Origin of the sequence: Paenibacillus sp. A3M_27_13, assembly GCF_024213315.1 — a bacterium.
Classification (GTDB): Bacteria; Bacillota; Bacilli; order Paenibacillales; family Paenibacillaceae; genus Paenibacillus; species Paenibacillus polymyxa_B.
Genome location: NZ_JANAVE010000001.1, coordinates 1,024,328 through 1,043,908, shown reverse-complemented (window position 1 = coordinate 1,043,908; position 19,581 = coordinate 1,024,328). Strand labels below are relative to the sequence as shown.

The window sequence follows — 19,581 nt, the reverse complement described above, 5'->3', positions numbered from 1 at the left end:
TCCGTTCTCGGAGCAGGCGTGTAGAGCAGTTTACTTATTGCGCATTTGCTTTAGAACGGCGAAAATCTGTCGGTGTTACACCCAAGCTACGTTTGAACATACGATGGAAATAAGAGCTACTCGCAAATCCGGTTTGTTCTGCTACGTCAGCTACGGACCAGTCGGTCTGTTCCAGCAACTCACAGGCCTTGCGAATACGAAGTTGTTGGATGACGTCCACGATAGTTGACATGGTCTGTTGCTTATATAGCCTACTGACATAGATCGGCGACATATCCAGTTCTTCCGCAATCTGATTGAGACAAAAATTGGGATCCGTATAGGCTTGCTCCATTCGTTCATTAATTTGCCGTACCAGTCGTTCCTGCTTCGTGTTTCGTTTTTCCGATAGACTGGAGCGAATATGATCAAAGACCAATTGATAATGATCAATAAGATTCTCAGCGGTCTCTAACCGATCAGCGGATGGTAATTCAGATTTAGATTCTATAGCAAATCCATTGAGCTCACTGATATGCCGAACAGCATTATTTACACTCATGATGAGCCGGGATATCGCCACTTGAACAGAGGAAAAAGGATATTTTTCCATATGCATCAATAATTCTTTGAACATACTGTGTGCATCCTTTGTATGACCAGACAGTAGCATATCTAACATTTTTTTCTCTTTATCGGCTGGATATACGTAAGTATTTTGGATATCCTCCTCTGTAGTGTTTTGCGCATTAATAATGCATCTGTGCCCCTGAAAAAATCGGTGCATAGATGCGTCTTGTACTTGGCGATACAGCAGATGCAGCCGTTCTGGTTGACTTGTGATGGCACTGTAAGTCAGTGAAACGCTCAGCTTCAAATATTCAAAGCAAGCTTCACGTATTTGGCGTAATAAAGTTTCTAGCAGTACAGTGTCTGTATGTTCTGCGGGATCGAGAATGTTAAGCATCAGCAGTACACTGTCCTCATCCATATCAACGGTCTCCACCTGGTACGTCTGTCCGCATATTTCAGAAGCAATGTTCATGATTGCAAACTTATAGGGTAGCAGATCAGGTCCACGTTCGCTTTGCCATCGGGTATATTCATCTATGCGCAGCAGCACAAGGCGGTAGTCTTTGTCGAACTGGAACGTAATCCCAAGCTCGCGCAATCGTTCCGGTTCTTCCCCAGCAGGAAGATTTCGGATTCCCCGGATCACATTTCTTAAAATGTTTTGCCGGATCGTGTACATACTGTTTCGTTTCTCTGATTCCAGTGAATTCATATGCACAACAATTTGGCCAATAGGCGTATACAGCATTTTGGACAGCAGCCACGAAGCCACGAATCCTGCCAATGCAATGATGGCGGCTATCAGTAACATCGCATTACGAATAACACTTGCCATTTTGATAACGCTTTCATATGGTGTGACACTAATATACTGCCAACCTAGTCCATCTGGAGAGGTGTAGGAAATGAGGGATCTTTTACCATGAAAGTCTTCTACAAAATAGCCTGTTTCTTGTTTTTTGACTCTCGTGTGCAGCCATAGCTGTTCTTTTTCGTTCAAAGTTTCGTCTGTCAGTGTTGTACCAGACAACAGTCTACCTTGATCGTCTAAAATATAAGCGGTCCCGCCTGAGATTGGATTCGCCGCCATTTCCTTGTTCATCCATGCCGCCGACACATTCACAATCACAGCCGAATTTATTGCTTCGTTCGAGTTAATTGCGTCATAACATAAATACGTATAGGCTGCGATATCTGGGCTTGCTTGCTCTACTTCAGCTCTGGAGTCTGAGGCAGACAGCAGTGGATACGTGCGTGGAATAGGCGTAAAGGGTTTATAGTCCTGATAATGATCCAGCACGCGAATGATATCTGTATCAGCCAGTTCATGTTTGCTGAATAGCCCGTTTTGACCTTGTGAGGAAGCAATGTAGAAGGTGCCGCTTTTAGGGTTAAACACGTAGATGGATTCGATATACGGCATAGAGTTAAGATAATTGTTCAATTCGGTCATGGCAGCGGTTACATCATATACATTAGGTTTTGGATAATACAACAACTTGGACAGGGTACTGCTGCGATACATTTGGAATGCCAACGATTGAGCAATAGATGTCATGTTAATAACCTCTCTGCTTCTCAACGTCAAGCTGTTGTGATTGGCCTCGAATGCCTGCTCCTTTTCCACGCGAATATAGTAAAAATAATACACAGTGGTGGATACCAGCAACGTTAGCGTAATACATAACGTAATGCTGACCAGCAATTTGCTGTGAAGCTTGTGATGCTTTTTGAAATTGCTCATATGAACAGGCCTCCTGTCTGTGTGCACGTAGCTGTAAAGTACACCCTATTTATGTATTCATTATACGTGTGATCTTGTGAACAGGACAGTGAACAAACCGACTCTTTGTGAAAAATAATGATTTTTTCGTAAAAAGGCCAGAAACACTTATACGCATTGGATTGCGTCGGTTCCCGGCCGGGTTTGTCTATTTAAATAAAAGAAGGAAAGATAACGGTACTACAATTAGTCAGGAAATTGAACGTTACCTTTAACGATATAGGCTCCGCCTGTACCATTTTCCGCTAGAGCTGGGATTGTATCGTTCAGCACGACACCACGAATGTCCGTAATCCGTATTTTCAGAGGTTGTTTTCCTAAGTTAGTACCTAGAAAGTGGTTGTAATCCTGTTTTTCGAGATTGAGCCATTGTCCGTTTTGTTGGACTTCCATCTTCAAGACCGGATATTTATGATTGCGTACTTGAATGGCTGCCCACCATTGGCTGCTGCCTTCTTTAATGCGGTAGGAGACATTGCCGTTAACCGGAGCTTTGACAACTTTCCATGAAATATTGATTTTTCCGTCTATTTGATTTCCAATCAGGTTGAACGCGTTTGGGGACAGATCGAGCGCGCCACTTGGACCTTCAGGGTAAAGATCAGTTACATATACGGTTGTTTTCCCTTTGGGACCTTGAACTTCCAAATAGGCTCCAGCTAATGCAGCTTTGATTCCGTTATAATTCAGTTGTGTGCGGTTAAGCGCTGTAATTTTGGCATCCGAAGGGATGGGATCAAGCAGTAATGCCCCTCCAGAGTAACCTGATCCCGTATATGTGGCGTACCCCGTGTATGTATCATTCCAAGCAGCTGAAGCGGGAAGGGCGAATAATACAAGACTTAGCAACGATGTCAGACCGATGGTTTTGAACTTTCGGAACGTCGATTTTTTTTGCATAATCATTTCCTCCTTATTCATTTAATAGATTCATATAGTAAATATAAACACTATATTACCTAATATTTCAAATTGTACAATAGGACTTTGAGGCAAAAAGAAAATATTGAAGATGTTTGTCAACATACTCATAGGCCATATGTCTTGTTTTTTGGGAAATGGTTGAACTGTGCTCTTTTTCGCAGAAAGTTTGCAGGGCAGCCGCGATAAGGTCAGGAAGATGTAGCCTTATAACAGAGGGCAGGGCTGACTGGAGAGTAAGCACAGAGGAGGGGTTTAATAATGGGGACGAAACTAGGACTTTTGAATGAAGTCTTTTAAATAGAATAAGCGAACTATTGTTCTCCTTTTGTTTGTCGTATACAATCGAATCATGCTGATTCAAATGGAGTGATGTTGAACTCTGTTGTATGCTGCAACGAAAGGATGTTTTGCACCATGATGGGAAGAGCCCATTTGATTATTGGAACCGGGGTCTCCCTGTCGGTATTAGCTCTAAGTGGATACGAAGTGACCCCGGCTGCCGTGGCAGCTGCTGTGGTCGGTTCACTGTTGCCGGATATTGACGAGCCTAACTCCATGCTCGTGAGCCGAGCGCTACCAACCAAAATGCTTAGGCTCGTACAGCTTCTAATGATTGGGGCTGCTGGTTGGGTATTTTTTACCCGTTTGGCTCCACCTCCATGGAATCTTGTGTTGGCTTTGCTGATGATCAGTGCTTCTTTTATGCCTTCACGATCCATGCGCAAGGTTATTATCTTTTTAATTGGTATCGGCCTAGCCTGGTATGGAGAATCATATGCACCTTGGAATTATATCGCCGGGTGTCTGCTGATCATTTGTACGCTAGTCCCACATCGGGGGTTGACACATACGGTATACGGAACCGTCGCATGGACTGCGCTGCTTTATGGTACGACACGTTTGCACGGTGACAGCATATGGCTGGCTGGAGGTATGGCGTACTTGCTGCATTTACTGGCAGATTCCTTGACGAATAATGGAATTAAACCTTTGCCGCCGTTTAAATGGAAGCTGCGATTTAAATTGATGAGTACTGGAACCCGGAAGGGAGCTAAGGTAGAAAACGTCTGCGTTGCTTTAACTACTGTACTTGTAGTGATTGCTTTGCTTCGTTATAAGCATTTGATTTGATATGTTCTATCTTTTGTTTCTATTAAATTAAAAAAACAGTCAATGCACGTTGTACGTGTCTTGACTGTTTTTTTATAGATTGCGATTCTCTGTTACACCTTAGGCTCGTTCAATAATGGTATTCAGCGTTGTACGATCCAGATTTTGAACCAGCTTGATGATCAGCTCTTTGGCTGCATCATAATCATCAGTGTGAATAATGGACGAGGAAGTATGGATGTATCGTCCACAGATGCCTATGACGGTGGATGGCACGCCAATTCCGCTCAAGTGTACTTGGCCTGCATCGGTTCCCCCTGTGGAGATGAAATATTGATACTTGATTTTGTGAGTTTCCGCCATGTCTTGCACGTATTCCACAATTCCGCGATGTGTAATCATACCCGGATCAAATACCCGCAGCAGTGCGCCTTTACCGAGGTGCCCGTAAGCATTCGGGTCGCCGCCCATATCGTTAGCCGCACTGCAATCCAGTGCAAAGAATATATCCGGCTGAATCAGATTGGCCGCTGTGCGTGCACCACGCAGTCCCACTTCCTCTTGAACAGTGGCCCCCGCATACAATGTATTGGGAAGCTTTTCTTTTTCTTTATGTAACGCTTCAAGTAGTTCAATAGCCAAGCCTACACCGTAGCGGTTATCCCACGCTTTAGCCATGATTTTTTTAGGATTTGCCAGTGGAGTGAAATCACAGATCGGCGCAATGGCCGTTCCTGGTACGATCCCCAGATCTTGCGCTTCTTGTCTGCTGTCTACGCCGATATCCAGATACATATGCTTGATGTCCATAGGTTTGCTGCGTTGCGATTCATCCAGCAAATGAGGCGAGACAGAGCCAACTACACCGATAACTGGGCCTTTTGGAGTTAATACTTGAAGACGTTGTGACATAATGGCTTGGCTCCACCAGCCTCCAACCGGATGAAAACGAATCATTCCATTTTCCGTAATACCATTCACGATAAAACCGACTTCATCCAGATGGCCTGCCACCATTACTCGTGGTCCACTCTCTTGACCGCGTAGCACCCCAAAAAGACTCCCCAATCGATCTTGCACGATTTCATCGGTATAACCGGATATCCGTTCCTTAACCCATGCCCGCAACTCACGCTCATGTCCAGGAATGGAAGGAAACTCCGTTAAGGTTTTAAACAATTCCAATGTTTTTGATTCCATGATGTATACCTCACTCCTTATTAATTAACCAGTGGTCGTCATGTATTCAGTATGAATGGATTTGTATCGAATGTCCACGATATCATTTTCCTGACATAACATTTCTCCAAAAAGCTCATAATGAAAAAGACCCAAGCAATTCGAACCGCCAAGCGCGAAAACTTACAGACAAGGGGTGGTGAATGATGCCAGCTAAATCAGGGCAGCGCGGTTTTCGTACCAATACGTCGCCGCTGTCCATAAATGAGAAGGACTATCAGAATATTTCACAAAAGCATGAACCCTCGAGAAAAGTATTTGCCAATTGTGTGCGCGCTTTTCTGGTTGGAGGCGGGATCTGTGTGATTGGACAGGCGATTCAAGAGGCTTTTATGGCAGGAATGCACATATCAGCCAAGGAGGCCGCCCCGCCAACCTCATCCATGATGATCTTGCTGGCGGTCATATTAACCTGTATCGGGGTTTACGATAAGGTTGCCCAATGGGCGGGCGCGGGAACCGCTGTGCCAATTACAGGCTTTGCTAACTCCATGTGTTCGGCTGCATTGGAATATCGTTCTGAGGGACTGGTGCTCGGAGTGGGCGCGAATATGTTCAAGCTGGCAGGCTCAGTTATCGTATTCGGGGTGGTGGCCGCATTTATCGTAGGCGTTATATATGCCATCCTTGGTGTGGGAGGCAATCACTTATGAGAAGACAGGGAGGACAAACCTGGAAGTTTGAATCAAGACCGCGCATCATTGGAAGTGCCACCGTTGTGGGCCCGGATGAAGGAGAGGGACCGTTATCCACAGATTTTGATTATATTTATGACAATATAGAAATCAACGAGAAAACGTGGGAAAAAGCGGAACGTAGATTGATTGAGCATTCTACAGAGCTGGCGCTAATTAATGCCAATTTGAACAAAGAAGAAGTGCAGTTTTTTATTAGTGGTGATCTGATGAATCAGATTATCAGTAGCTCCTTCTCGGCTAGCAAGCTGGCCATTCCCTATTTGGGTGTTTTTGGAGCCTGCTCAACATCAATGGAAAGCTTAGCCTTAGCCGCACTTATTGTGGACTCAGAGGCCGGTGACTACGTGATGGCGGGTACGACCAGCCATAACTGTACTGTAGAAAAACAATTCCGCTATCCTAATGAATACGGATCACAGAAGCCCCCTACGGCTCAGTATACTGTTACCGGCTCAGGCGCCGCAATTGTAGGACATGCCAAGTCAGGGACGGTGGTGGATTGTGCTACCATTGGACGTGTAATGGACATGGGTATTAAAGATCCCTTTAATATGGGGGGAGCCATGGCTCCCGCGGCTGCGGATACGTTGTTGTCTCATTTTCGAGATACTGGCCGTGACCCTGGTTACTATGATCTCATTGTAATGGGCGATTTAGCCTCAGTGGGGCTACCGATTGCCAAGGAGCTGCTCAAAAAAGATGGATTCGATATGAATCAGACGGAATTTAATGATTGTGGTTTACTGATTTACGATATTAATAAGCAAAAGAAAGTCATTGCAGGAGGCAGTGGTTGTGGCTGCTCGGCTGTTGTAACCTACGGGCATTTGTTGAAGCGGATCGAAAAAGGAGAGCTGCAAAAGGTACTGGTCGTGGCGACCGGAGCGTTATTATCTCCTTTGACTACACAGCAGGGTGAAAGCATTCCTTGTGTTGCACATGCTGTAGCTTTTGAAGCGGGAGGAACGGTATGATATTTCTATGGGCTTTTTTAGTGGGTGGTGCCATTTGTGTCGTGGGCCAGTTGATGATGGATGTGTTCAAAATGACGCCGGCACATACGATGAGTACGTTGGTAGTTGCAGGTGCAATTGCTGATGCTGTTGGGATATACGATCCGCTTATTAAATTTGCAGGGGCGGGTGCGACCATTCCAATTACCAGTTTTGGTAACTCACTTGTACACGGCGCATTAACCGAATTGGAGAAGGACGGATGGTTGGGTGTCATTACAGGGATCTTTAGTCTGACAAGTGCAGGAATTTCCTCTGCGATTATTTTCTCTTTTCTGGCATGCTTGTTTGTTCGTCCAAAAGGAAGCATATAAAAGCAGCGTACTTTAGAAATGACATAAAAATAAATGATTATATACATGTGCCCTTCGGATCTAATGACCGAAGGGTTTTTAATTGTTCTGCACATGAAAGATCGAAAGAAGGATGGAGTTTGAATAATACGGGCAGGGGGTTAAGTGTACTCTGTGCCCGCCTTCATGTACAATAATAGGAAACATGTTGCTATCTAGGAGGTTTACAGAGCTATGCCCGTACGTCAAGAATCTGTGCAGATTGTATCTGCAATCCGTTCTAATCTGGAATCATGTATATTAGGTAAATCCTTTGAAATAAAATTACTGCTTACGGCTATGCTGGCGGGTGGACACATTCTGATCGAGGACGTTCCGGGTACGGGGAAAACGCAAATGATCAAGGCGCTTGCCAAATCCATGCGCGGTGATTACCGCCGTGTTCAATGTAATCCTGATATTCTCCCGAGTGATATTACAGGGGTATCCATATTTCATCCACGGGACGAGCGTTTTTATTTCCGTCCGGGTCCTGTGATGACTAATATTTTGCTGGCGGACGAAATTAACCGAGCGACGACGAAAACCCAGTCGGCTCTGCTGGAGGTTATGGAGGAACGCAGTGTGACAGTGGATGGGGACACTCATATGTTGCCTCATCCTTTTATGCTGTGTGCGACACAAAATCCGATTGATTTTGAAGGCACTTATATGCTGCCGGAAGCACAGTTAGATCGTTTTATGCTCAAAATCAGCTTGGGTTATCCTGACATGGAGACGGAGCGAAACATGCTGCTTCATCATCAGGCAGGCCAGCCAGCAGACCGTCTGGAGGCTGTAGCTCATATGGAGCAGGTTGCTGACATCCAGCAGGAAATTAGAGGAATTTATATGGACGAAGCAGTGACGTCCTATTTACTTGATATCGTGCGTGCGACAAGAGAACATCCATCCGTGCTGCTGGGAGCTAGCCCCCGGGCGGCGCTTGCTTTTGTAATGGCTGCGAAGGCATACGCTTTTCTGGACAACCGTGACTATGTGCTGCCTGATGATGTGAAGGCGCTGGCACCTTATGTGCTAACGCATCGTTTGTTGCTGCGTCCCGAGGCGCGTCTGGACAGTTCCAATGCCCAGTCCGTGCTCCAAGCTGTCCTTCGGCAGGTTCATGTACCCGTACGAATGGAGCGTCCTTAGGGAATGAATATGGTCAAAAGGAAGCGCAGGCTTCCCCGGCTGTCAGGCCGCATCTGGCTTCTGGTGGTCATATGGGTGGTGTGCCTGCTATATTTGTTGTTTCAGGGCGGCAAGACGTCGGTCATGCTGTTGTCTATGGTTACGCTGTTAATCGTTTATTTATGGATCGTTGGTCTGAGTGGAGTTCGCCGTGTGCAAGGCTCCCGGCAGCTTTCGCAAGGCTCGGAGTTTGGAGAACTGCTGCATGCGGGAGATCAGGTGCATGTAAAGCTGAGCCTCAGCATTCCTGGTTTTCTTCCGTTACCCTATGTCATTGTCCGTGAGGTCCTCAAGCGGCATACAGGTGAATCCTGGTCGTTTGAGGACAGTGTCATTCCTAGTCTAAAAGGGGGCGGTCAGCTTACATTTCAGACTCCCGCTTTAGAGCGAGGAAGCTACCACTTTGAGGAAACTGAATGTGTGAGTGAGGACATCTTCGGTCTGTTGGAGCACAAAGGCAGCTTGAACGCACGCGGTGAATTTCGGGTGCTGCCCCGAACGGTATTCATTCCGTATTGGCAGATGAATGACCGTCGCTCAAGGATGTCTGGACCGCAGACCGTTCAAACTCGAACGCGGCGTGAGACGACACAAATTAACGGTGTACGGGACTATGTATATGGAGATCGGTTTTCGCGCATCCATTGGAATGCGACGGCTCGTACAGGTAGCTGGAAATCCAAGGAATTCGAGCATGAGACCGTTCCAAAAACGATGCTTGTGCTGGACGTACACATGAAGCATTATGTAAACGCCGAACAGTTTGAGCTAGCTGTATCCTCTACCGCTTCATTGCTGGAATATGGTGGACGGGAGCGAATGGGGGTTGGATTGTGCACAGCTGGAGAAAAAGGCACTGTCTTTCAGCCAAGTGAGCAGACAATGGAACGACAACGAATGATGCATCACTTGGTAGACATACACACAACTTCACAAGGTAGCTTGAAATCCGCTGTAGAAAGCAGTGTGCGCCAGTTTCCGCAAGGCTGTTATTTTATACTGATTAGTCCGCTGAATGATTATCAGGCGATGGAGCTTCTTCGTTGGGCCGATACCCGAGGGATGACTCCGTGCCATGTCTATATCGGAGAAGGTTCTGCTGAGGGAGAAGCTGAAGAATGGATGAGCATGCTTCGTGCAAGGGGAATCAAGGGCTACGATGTTGAGAGCCTTGAAGAGCTCCCGGCTGTAATGGGGGGAGGGACACTATGAAGAGCTGGTTACAATCGTTAAAGGGTTCCTGGGCCCCCGCTTTTACATTTTTATGGATTATTATTATTGCCATGCAATGGGTTTCTTTTGCTTCCGAATTATGGCTGGAAGAGACGAGAGCACTTGTACTGATGACCATTACAATGCTGGCTCTGGTGAAGATTGTACTACCATTTCGTCCTTGGATTGAATTTATTGTTAAGGCGGCGGCGCTGTTTTTTATTTTGTATCGGACATTGGTGTCTTACTCCATCATTATCCCCTTCGGAGGGGTAGCCAATCGCCTGGACCAATTTATATCCAATATGTCTCCTTATATTTGGTTTTCCCTCATCGCTTGGCTAGTTATTGAAATGGTGCCGCTCATCGTTACAACGAAACAGCGGATTCTTGTTTTTGTGGGTATTAATATCGCCGCGCTGGCAGTGCTTGATTCCTTTACGCCAACTGTGTTGTGGGAGGAGGTTGCCTGGATCGTCTTTGCTGGTATGGGTTGGCTAGTGACACAGCATCTGCAGTATTTTCGGCAGCATTATCCTCAAGGGTGGAAGCATATTCGACGCTATCCATATAAAATAGCAGCCAATATTGCGGTCATTTTTGCGCTCATTATTATGGCTGGTGTCAATATGCCCGAGGTACAGCCAGCTTTGACGGATCCCTATACAGCGTGGACCCAGAGAAATAGCTCAACCACCGCCGGGATTAGCAATGGATCTGGGGCACTGAATCAGCGGATGAACACCGCATCAGGGTATAGTCGCCAGGATAATCGGTTGGGTGGAGGTTTTAATTTTGATTATTCTCCTGTCATGACCATCACGACCACTCAACGAAGCTATTGGCGGGGGGAAACGAAACGAACCTACTCCGGTACAGGCTGGAGTGACGGGGGAAACGATGATCAAACGCTAAATGATGTGCCGATGACCGCAGAGCTTGAAAACACACAAGAAACGCGGCATTCGACTGAGCAGGTCGTTCAGACCATTACGATGCAAAATGACCAGAGCTATCCTGTTCTGTTTGGCGCCTATTCGGTGCAGCGTGTTCAATCGGTGGACAGAGATTCACGGGCAGAGGGGTTACGTTGGAACCCGGAACAGGCGGAACTGCTTTGGAATCCATCCTCCCGAAGAACTGCTTATCCTAAAACGTATACTCTGGTATCACATGTCCCTGTGATCCCTGAGAAAGAGCTACGCACAAAAACTTTTAATGAGTTGTACAGAAAAAACAAACAGGAAGCCTATCTACAAATTCCAGATGAGTTACCACGGCGGGTTCGTGATTTGGCTCAGAACGTAACGTCAACGGCGAAAACGCCATATGAAAAAGTCGGATTACTACAGCAGTATTTGCAGCAAAATTATGCATATACGAACAATCCGGACCTCTCACGGAAAAGAAGCAGAGATTTTGTGGATGCCTTTCTGTTTGAGATTCGGGAGGGCTATTGCGATTATTATTCCACCTCATTAGTCATGATGGCTCGCTCTGTTGGGGTTCCAGCCCGTTGGGTTAAAGGGTATGCACCTGGTCAGCAGACGTTTTCAGATGATGCAACAACGGGCGAAGGTGACGAAAATATGTCCTCTTACTCCGTGACAAATGCGGATGCTCATTCCTGGGCGGAAGTATATTTAGGTGAATACGGTTGGGTTCCTGTAGAAGCTACGCCTGGCTTTGATATGCCGCTGCTTACGGAACAGGAGGATTCAAAGACTCCAGAAGCCCCAGAGGTTAAAGATCAGCCTGAACCAGAACAGCCTGAGCAGAACCCGCAGACTGATCCGGAGGAAGGTTCAAAGATTCATCCTGTAATTATAGGTTCTGCTGCTGCAATTCTGCTGCTGTGGGCTGCTTATATCGTCTGGCGTAATCGGGCAGACATTCACTTTTATCTGCTGCGTTTACGCAGAGGTAAGCCGCTGACCCCGGATGAAAAGGTGGTCGTCGAAACTGAGCACTGGTTAAGGTACATGCGAAGAAAGGGATTTGTCCGCGCCAGTCACGAGACGCTGAGGGAATCAGTTGATAGATGGTCGCTAGAAGTACCGGAACAAGCTTCTATTTTACATCAGTTGCTTGGACGATTTGAACAAGCGCGTTATAGTCCCTCATCCGTAACCGCAGAAGATTGGCATATGGTTCGCCAGCAAGCCTCTCTGTTACACAAAGAAGGATGGATAAAACGATGGGCTGGACGAAAAGCTGCGACGGATCAGAAGGATCAAGACTAGTCTATTTTTGATTTGGTTCAATTTGCCGTCTATTTTAATCTTTAGCTATATATTTAGTGAAAAAGCTGTCCGTTTGTTGCGGATAGCTTTTTACTAAGCCATAGTAATATGGTATAGTTTGTCGTATGAAACTGAGGTGACCGACGTTGTTTGAAATGCTGATGCCCAAATTACGGGTGAATACCGTCTTTGATATTGATCTTGAAGGCTTGTATGCTCAAGGATATCGCGGCATTATTACGGATCTGGATAACACGCTGGTCGGCGCAAAAGCGCCGAATGCGACTCCCGAGCTGGTGGCCTGGTTTGAGAAGGTCAAACAGGCGGGTTTTAAGCTTGTCATCGTGTCTAACAACAATATGGACCGTGTATCCGTGTTTGCTACGCCTTTGGACATTGAATTTATACATGCCGCACGGAAGCCTTCCAACTCGTCTTTTCGTAGAGCCATCCGTATGATGGGGCTGACTCCGGAAGAGACTATTATGGTCGGAGACCAAATGTTGACGGACGTATTGGGAGGTAACCGATTGGGATTGCATACGGTGTTGGTGCTACCGATATCCATTCATGATGAAGGAGTCATGACCCGATTTAATCGGAGGTTGGAGCGAATCGCGCTCACAAGGTTACGTAAGAAAGGCTTATGGCTTGAGGAGGAAAAGAAGAATGACTGAAAGACCTGACGGCGGCACTGCCGTCAAATGTAGTGGTTGCGGTATCACCGTGCAGACCACTAGCCCGGAGCTTCCGGGATATATTCCTGAAAAATTGCTTACTCGCGAACCTGTCATATGTCAGCGTTGCTTCCGGATCAAAAACTATAATGAGACGTCTTCAGTGACGGTGAATCAAGATGAGTTCTTGAAGCTGCTCAGCCAGATTGGGGACAAGGATGCGCTCGTCATCCACATTGTAGATATTTTTGATTTTGAAGGTAGCTTGATTTCCGGTCTGCAACGCTTTGTAGGCTCCAATCCGGTTATACTGGCTGTGAACAAGACCGATTTGCTGCCTAAGGTAACGAATTGGAACAAGGTGCGTAACTGGGTACAAAAGCAAGCGAAGGAGCAAGGACTACGCACAGAAGAAATCGTACTGTGCTCTGCTAAAAAAAATCAGGGCTTTGACCGTCTGTTGGATGTGGTATCTGAGCTCCGTGGTAACCGTGATGTATATGTAGTCGGAGCGACAAATGTGGGTAAATCGACGCTTATTAACCGCTTGATTCGTGATTATAGCGATATGGAGCAGGAACTCACAACGTCCCGTTACCCGGGGACTACACTCGATATGGTGAATATTCCGCTCGACGACGGCAAGCACATTATTGATACTCCGGGTATTGTATACCCTTGGCGATTCAGTGAGATTGTCTCCCGTCAGGACTTGAGTGCTATTATGCCGGACAAGCCGCTGAAGCCTGCTGCGTATCAGCTTGATGCCGGACAAACATTGTTTTTCGGCGGTATGGCCCGATTTGATTTTGTGGAGGGTCAGCACCAATCATTTACCTGCTATATTAACGGTGGTCTTAAAATACATCGCACGAAGCTGGAGCGGGCTGATCAGTTGTTCGCTGATCATGCCGGGGAATTGTTATCTCCGCCAACACGCGATCAATTGGCAGAAATGCCGGAATGGACAAGACATGAGTTCCGCGTTCCACGCAAATCTCCATCGGACATCTACATTTCCGGTTTGGGATGGATCAGAGTGAATAGCGAGAACGGAGCTCTGGTTGCGGTTCATGCTCCTCGGGGAGTCCGTGTGCTTTTGCGGCCTGCGTTGATATAACGTTGCTGTAACCATGTTATAGGGCGGCAAGGAACAGGTACTGGTTCCTGCCGCCATTCATGTATTTGTGCGGCCTAATATTTTGCAATATGGGGGAGAGCAACGATGAACAGCGGGGAGTCTGAAGCGACCGAACAAGGTCTTGTACTATTGGGCGTATTGGGTGATCCGATCAAGCACTCCAAATCGCCTCTTATGCATAAAATAGCTTTACAGGCAGCGGGGATTGAAGGAGATTTTGTACCTCTTCATGTCAAACCGGATCAGCTGGAAGATGCCATGAAGGGGATTCGCGCTATGCATTTCCGCGGAGTCAATGTGACGATTCCCCATAAAGTCGAGGTTATGAAATATCTGGATGAGATTGATGAAGGGGCCAGACTCATTGGCGCTGTCAATACGATAGTGAACGACAATGGACGGCTCAAGGGCTATAACACGGACGGAATTGGCTACGTACGTTCCCTCAAAGAAGAGACTTCTGTCGATTTGAAGGGCGCAAGAATTGCTGTTCTTGGAGCCGGAGGGGCTGCTCGTGGCGTAATTCATGCTCTATTGGAGGAGCAACCGGAATCGGTTATTATTTTGAACCGAACACGTGACAAAGCTGAGCAACTGGCATTAGAGTGGACGACGGAGGCGATCCCAGTGAGGGGTTATTCTAACGAGGATGCCAAGAGCGTGCTCGCCACAGTGAATGTGTTGATTAACACAACCTCGGTGGGAATGTCCCCTTTATCGGATGAACTTCCACTGGAAACGAGCTTGATTCCGGAGGGAATCATTGTGAGTGATTTGATCTACAATCCGCTGGAAACGAGACTTTTACGGGAAAGCCGTGAACAGCGCGGCTGCACTGTACATGGGGGCTTGGGCATGTTCGTGTACCAGGGGGCTGTGGCTTTTGAGTATTTTACAGGGGTTGTCCCTGCTGTAGAGCAAATGAGAGCGGCTGTGCTGAGTAGCCTGTCGTAAGTAAGATTGTACATTAAAATTATGGAAATGCTGCATTGCATATGTGGCGACGAAGGGGTTAAATATACATGTTAACAGGTAAACAAAAAAGATATTTGCGTTCAATGGCGCATCATTTGGACCCGGTTTTTCAAGTAGGCAAAAACGGTACGAATGAGCATCTTATGCGTCACATCAACGATGCGATTGAAAAGCGTGAGCTGATGAAAGTGCAAATTTTGAACAACTGTTTGGACGACAAACATGAAATTGCGGAAGAACTGGCCGCGGAGACAGGTTCTGAGCTTGTTCAGATCATCGGGAGCACTATTATTTTGTACAAAGAATCCCGTGATCATAAGGAAATCGAGTTGCCTAGAGGATAACACGCGGGGAGAAAATTATGAAAATCGGTATTATGGGTGGTACATTTGACCCAATTCATATTGGACATCTGCTGGCTGGAGAAGCGGCAAGAGATGCCTATGATCTGGATCAAGTATGGTTTATGCCTTCTCATATTCCTCCGCACAAGCATCAGGCGGGGGCGAGCGGTAAGGAGCGTCTGGAGATGACGAGTGAAGCGGTAGCGGGTCATCCTGCTTTTGAAGTGCTGGATATTGAAGTGCTTCGCGGGGGAGTATCCTATACCATTGACACGATCAAGGAGCTTCAGGAGTTGCACTCTGCTGTGGATTTTTATTTTATTATTGGTGCGGATATGGTGAACTACTTGCCTCATTGGCAGGGAATTGAGGAACTGGCGCAGCGAATTTATTTTATTGGTGTTCGGCGCCCAGGGTTCCAGCTTGCGTTGGATGAGTTGCCGCATTATTTGCAGGACAAGGTACTGCTGGCGGATATGCCAGTGGTGGACATTTCGTCGACGGATATTCGAGAGCGTGCTGCGGAAGGGCGTACCATCCGTTATCTTGTGCCTGATCGTGTGCATGACTATATTACAAGGGGCGGTTTGTATGAAGTACAGCCGTGAGCAATTAATGGAAGCCGTATCTGGTCAAATGCCTGAAAAGCGCTGGAAGCACACACTAGGTGTTATGCATACCTCAGTTGAGCTTGCGCAGCGATATGGAGCAGATCCGGATAAGGCCGAACTGGCGGCTATTTTGCATGATGTAGCGAAATATTGGCCTGTCCAGCAGATGGAAGAGGTGATTCGCAGTCATCCCGAATGTGATCAGGAGCTTTTGGAACATGACAAGCAGCTCTGGCATTCAGAGGTAGGATACTGCGTTGCAGCAAGAGATTACGGAGTGGATGATCCGGAAATAAGGAATGCGATCCGCTGGCATACGTCAGGACGCGTAGATATGAGCCTGCTGGATAAAGTCGTGTGTCTCGCTGATTACATCGAACCGGGACGGGATTTTCCGGGGGTTGAGCATATCCGTAAACAGGCAAAGAAAAGCTTGGAGCAGGGCCTTATCGCTGGATTTGACTCCACGATTACATTGCTGCTGGAAAAGAAAAAGGTTATTTTTCCACTGACAGTCTTGTCGCGCAATGACTTGATTCAACAACTAAAACAGAGAAAAACGGAGGTTCATGAATGACCCTAACTAATGAGCAATTAATGCAAACAGCGGTTGATGCTGCAAATGATAAAAAGGCAATGAATATTGTCGCACTGGATTTGCGGGGAATATCACTAGTAGCTGATTATTTTGTCATCTGCCACGGTAATTCGGATACACAGGTACAGGCGATTGCAACAGAAATTCGCAAACGCGCTCATGATGAAGGTGTAACCATCAAAGGAATCGAAGGAATGGATTCCGCCCGTTGGGTTCTAATGGATTTGGGGGATGTCGTAGTGCATGTCTTCCATCGCGACGAGCGCGAATACTATAACATTGAACGACTCTGGTCGGATGCTAAGGTTGTGGAAAAGGTATGAGTTTGATCGCCGGTACTTATGTCACCATTATGGTGGATCGTGAGGTATCTCCTTTCGGTTACTTTCTCACTGTTGGTGAGCAGGATGTGCTGCTGCATTATACGGAGCTGACACGTGAAATCGAAGTTGGTGAACGGTTGGAGGTATTTATTTTTCACGATACAGAGGACCGCTTGGCCGCAACTATGAAAAAGCCGTTCTTGTCGTTGGGCGAAATGGCAAAGCTTGAAGTGGCTGATGTGCATCCGCGTTTGGGTTGTTTCCTGGAGATGGGATTGGGTCGTCAGCTTTTGCTGCCGATTCGTGAGTTGCCAGAAAACCGAGATTTGCATCCTCGGGTGGGCGACTACGTGTATGCCATTATGGAGCATGACAAGCAAGGCAGATTGCGAGCTAAGCTGGCAGGGGAACAGGAGCTGGCTCCGTTGTGCTTCCACGCCCCTGATTCGTGGCTGAATACGTGGGTGCAGGCGACTGTGTACAAGCCGCTTCAGATGGGCACATTCGTCCTGGTGGACGGAGGTGTGCTTGGTTTTGGCGCGATTGGAATGATTCATTCCTCGGAGCGTAACCGGATGCTTCGCTTGGGCGAAGAGGTCAAGGTACGGGTCACGCTTGTTCGGGAAGACGGTCGGGTCAATCTGGCGATGTCACCACGCAAGGAAGTAGGCCGTGATGAGGATGCGGAGCGGTTGATTGCTTTTCTGAAAGAGCGTCCGGGCGGCGGCATGCCTTATTCCGACGCAACACCGCCGGATATTATCAAGCAACGGTTTGGTATCAGTAAATCCGCCTTCAAGCGTGCGATGGGCAAGCTGATGAAGGAAGGACTGGTTACACAAAAGGAAAACTGGACCTACCTGGTGGAGAATATACCTGAACCGAAGGACGGGAATGGGGAATAAAAAATGGCTTCTTACCGGAAGTTTGCCTATGTGTATGATGAGCTGATGCAGGACATGCCGTACCCGGACTGGTTGCGCTTTGCACGGCAGGCTTGGGATCAGTACGGTATGCCTCATACGGTGGCCGAGCTGGGCTGCGGAACGGGTTCAATTACGATCCCCCTGGTTAACTCGGGCTTCGAGGTGGCTGGAATCGACTTATCCTCTGACATGCTGGCAGTAGCCCGTCGCAAAATGGAAACCACTCCACAGGGACAGCGATTGTTTCGTGAGGGAAGCGTTCGCTGGATACAGCAGGATATGAGAGAATGGATTTTACCCGAGCCTGTGGATTCTGTAATTTCTTTTTGCGATTGTCTGAATTACTTGTTGGAGGAAGAAGATATAATTTCTACTTTTCGCAGAACGCATGCTGGTCTAAAGCCTGGCGGAACCTTCTTGTTCGATGTACATCATCCTCAGACGTTTTTACGTTATGATGAAGAGCAGCCTTTCGTACTGGATGAACGCTCTATCTCGTATATCTGGACATGTGCGTTGGACACTCCCCGTTGTGAAATTGAGCATCATCTTAGTATCTTTGCGAAAGCAGAACAAGAAGGACGCGATCTATACCAGCGTTTCGAGGAAATACATGTTCAACGTGCCTATGACCCAGACTGGATGAAGGCAGAATTGTCCAAAGCGGGTTTTCGTGATGTGAAGGTATATGCGGATTTTGAATGGGTAGAAGCAGAAGATGACGCGGCGAGACTGTTTTATGTTGCTGTAAAATAGCAAGGCTTCATTTAGCGAGTATGGGAAAAGAAAGACGCTTTTCATGATGACATGAAGGGCGTCTTTTTGCACTCATATATTCACTTTATAGCTCAGCTGAAGCTCATCACCCGGTACACCCCGAATGCCCCAGTTCTGTTTGGGTGTTTCAAATATAGTAATCTCAAGATCCTGTGGAGAAATACCCAAAAGATCGTTAATTCTTTGGAATAACAGGTTAATGAGTTGCTTCTTAGCTTCTGTCGTTCTGCCTTCAAAGATACTGATTTCAATAATGGTGTACGCCTCAGAGCGACCATCGGCATATATAAAGTCTTCCTGATCCATAGGAAAAAAACGTTGAAACCTCTTGTCAGGAGGATATTTGAACGCATCCACCACAGCAGAATGAATCACCTCTGAAAGTTGCTTTTTGATTGGATTTAGAGTTTCTTTTATTCCGTAAATTTTAATCTGTGCCATTTCTCAGCTCACCTTTCTTATCTCAACTCATCTCAACTTGAAGCGATTTAATTCGAAATCATTATAAAACATTCGTATGCATGTGTCATGAACAATTAGTATGAAGAGGGTCTTTAACACCAAAGGTAGTCCTTATTTGACTTTTTTCGCGGTTTTCAATATAATAGTGCCATTATTAACGGTTAAACAATCGCTGATGAGGAATAGTAGCTTTGTCTGGACATGTAGAGAGCTGGCGGGTGGTGCAAGCCGGTTGACAGTGCAAAGTGAACTCGCCTCGGAGATATGCGTCCAACGCAGGAACGCCCTATACAGGTGCTTGTATCCTGTTATTAACCCGCATCGGATCACCTCCGTTATCAGGTGCAAAGGGAGTAGAACGCGAAGAACGCTTTCTGCTAACTAGGGTGGTACCACGGGAATATAACCTCTCGTCCCTAGCGCTGACACGCTACGGGATGCAGAGGT

General features: G+C 46.8%; 20 protein-coding genes and 1 other annotated feature. Of the genes, 16 read left to right on the top strand and 4 right to left on the bottom strand.

Going from position 1 to position 19,581, the window contains the following annotated elements:
- Positions 1–34 precede the first annotated feature (34 nt).
- Together NLX82_RS04615 and exlX are read right to left on the bottom strand one after the other, a co-directional pair.
- Entirely contained in the window at positions 35–2,296 is a 2,262-nt protein-coding gene (locus tag NLX82_RS04615) for a helix-turn-helix domain-containing protein (protein ID WP_076158631.1), read from the bottom strand.
- Positions 2,297–2,521: 225 nt separating this feature from the next.
- Complete coding sequence (exlX, locus tag NLX82_RS04610) at positions 2,522–3,235, bottom strand: expansin ExlX (RefSeq protein ID WP_023989541.1); 714 nt, start codon at positions 3,233–3,235, stop codon at positions 2,522–2,524.
- Positions 3,236–3,673: 438 nt separating this feature from the next.
- On the opposite strand from exlX, the gene NLX82_RS04605 reads away from it, so the two are divergent.
- Positions 3,674–4,390 carry a metal-dependent hydrolase gene (locus NLX82_RS04605; RefSeq protein ID WP_028540431.1) on the top strand — a complete coding sequence of 239 codons (717 nt, stop codon included), beginning with the start codon at positions 3,674–3,676 and terminating at the stop codon, positions 4,388–4,390.
- A gap of 99 nt (positions 4,391–4,489) precedes the next feature.
- On the opposite strand, the gene NLX82_RS04600 is transcribed toward NLX82_RS04605, so the two are convergent.
- The gene (locus NLX82_RS04600) at positions 4,490–5,569 is read right to left on the bottom strand and encodes a M42 family metallopeptidase (protein WP_254347515.1); all 1,080 of its coding nucleotides are present in this window, start codon (positions 5,567–5,569) and stop codon (positions 4,490–4,492) included.
- Positions 5,570–5,754: 185 nt separating this feature from the next.
- Between NLX82_RS04600 and spoVAC the strand changes: the two genes are divergently transcribed.
- From spoVAC to NLX82_RS04525, 15 genes are all read left to right on the top strand, one after another.
- Complete coding sequence (spoVAC, locus tag NLX82_RS04595) at positions 5,755–6,261, top strand: stage V sporulation protein AC (RefSeq protein ID WP_023989538.1); 507 nt, start codon at positions 5,755–5,757, stop codon at positions 6,259–6,261.
- Positions 6,258–7,280, top strand: a complete 1,023-nt coding sequence (gene spoVAD, locus NLX82_RS04590; protein ID WP_254347514.1) for a stage V sporulation protein AD — start codon at positions 6,258–6,260, stop codon at positions 7,278–7,280. Before spoVAC ends, spoVAD begins: the two co-directional genes overlap by 4 nt.
- On the top strand, positions 7,277–7,633 hold the full coding sequence (spoVAE, locus tag NLX82_RS04585) for a stage V sporulation protein AE (RefSeq protein ID WP_013311204.1): 357 nt from the start codon (positions 7,277–7,279) through the stop codon (positions 7,631–7,633). Before spoVAD ends, spoVAE begins: the two co-directional genes overlap by 4 nt.
- Before the next feature lie 213 nt (positions 7,634–7,846).
- A complete protein-coding gene (locus NLX82_RS04580) occupies positions 7,847–8,806 on the top strand; it encodes an AAA family ATPase (protein WP_028540432.1) in 960 nt (319 codons plus the stop codon).
- A gap of 3 nt (positions 8,807–8,809) precedes the next feature.
- Entirely contained in the window at positions 8,810–10,057 is a 1,248-nt protein-coding gene (locus NLX82_RS04575; protein ID WP_023989535.1) for a DUF58 domain-containing protein, read from the top strand.
- On the top strand, positions 10,054–12,300 hold the full coding sequence (locus tag NLX82_RS04570) for a transglutaminase TgpA family protein (RefSeq protein ID WP_053325803.1): 2,247 nt from the start codon (positions 10,054–10,056) through the stop codon (positions 12,298–12,300). The genes NLX82_RS04575 and NLX82_RS04570 overlap by 4 nt, the downstream gene beginning before the upstream one ends.
- Positions 12,301–12,446: 146 nt before the next feature.
- A complete protein-coding gene (locus NLX82_RS04565; protein WP_013311200.1) occupies positions 12,447–12,977 on the top strand; it encodes a YqeG family HAD IIIA-type phosphatase in 531 nt (176 codons plus the stop codon).
- The gene (gene yqeH, locus NLX82_RS04560) at positions 12,970–14,097 is read left to right on the top strand and encodes a ribosome biogenesis GTPase YqeH (protein WP_028540435.1); all 1,128 of its coding nucleotides are present in this window, start codon (positions 12,970–12,972) and stop codon (positions 14,095–14,097) included. The genes NLX82_RS04565 and yqeH overlap by 8 nt, the downstream gene beginning before the upstream one ends.
- A gap of 105 nt (positions 14,098–14,202) precedes the next feature.
- On the top strand, positions 14,203–15,072 hold the full coding sequence (gene aroE / locus NLX82_RS04555) for a shikimate dehydrogenase (RefSeq protein ID WP_075154475.1): 870 nt from the start codon (positions 14,203–14,205) through the stop codon (positions 15,070–15,072).
- Positions 15,073–15,140: 68 nt separating this feature from the next.
- Positions 15,141–15,437, top strand: coding sequence for a ribosome assembly RNA-binding protein YhbY (gene yhbY, locus NLX82_RS04550; protein ID WP_013311197.1), 297 nt, complete (start codon positions 15,141–15,143; stop codon positions 15,435–15,437).
- A 17-nt stretch (positions 15,438–15,454) separates the two neighbouring features.
- On the top strand, positions 15,455–16,045 hold the full coding sequence (nadD, locus tag NLX82_RS04545; RefSeq protein ID WP_023989531.1) for a nicotinate-nucleotide adenylyltransferase: 591 nt from the start codon (positions 15,455–15,457) through the stop codon (positions 16,043–16,045).
- A complete protein-coding gene (gene yqeK / locus NLX82_RS04540) occupies positions 16,029–16,625 on the top strand; it encodes a bis(5'-nucleosyl)-tetraphosphatase (symmetrical) YqeK (protein WP_069080371.1) in 597 nt (198 codons plus the stop codon). The genes nadD and yqeK overlap by 17 nt, the downstream gene beginning before the upstream one ends.
- Positions 16,622–16,969, top strand: coding sequence for a ribosome silencing factor (rsfS, locus tag NLX82_RS04535; protein ID WP_013311194.1), 348 nt, complete (start codon positions 16,622–16,624; stop codon positions 16,967–16,969). The genes yqeK and rsfS overlap by 4 nt, the downstream gene beginning before the upstream one ends.
- Positions 16,966–17,874, top strand: coding sequence for a CvfB family protein (locus NLX82_RS04530; protein ID WP_053325801.1), 909 nt, complete (start codon positions 16,966–16,968; stop codon positions 17,872–17,874). Before rsfS ends, NLX82_RS04530 begins: the two co-directional genes overlap by 4 nt.
- A gap of 3 nt (positions 17,875–17,877) precedes the next feature.
- Positions 17,878–18,651, top strand: coding sequence for a class I SAM-dependent DNA methyltransferase (locus NLX82_RS04525; RefSeq protein ID WP_023989528.1), 774 nt, complete (start codon positions 17,878–17,880; stop codon positions 18,649–18,651).
- 72 nt (positions 18,652–18,723) lie between these two features.
- Here NLX82_RS04525 and NLX82_RS04520 read toward each other — a convergent pair whose 3' ends face one another.
- Positions 18,724–19,113, bottom strand: a complete 390-nt coding sequence (locus NLX82_RS04520) for a tautomerase family protein (RefSeq protein ID WP_028540439.1) — start codon at positions 19,111–19,113, stop codon at positions 18,724–18,726.
- 184 nt (positions 19,114–19,297) lie between these two features.
- Positions 19,298–19,555 (top strand) — a binding site (T-box leader).
- Positions 19,556–19,581: the final 26 nt, after the last annotated feature.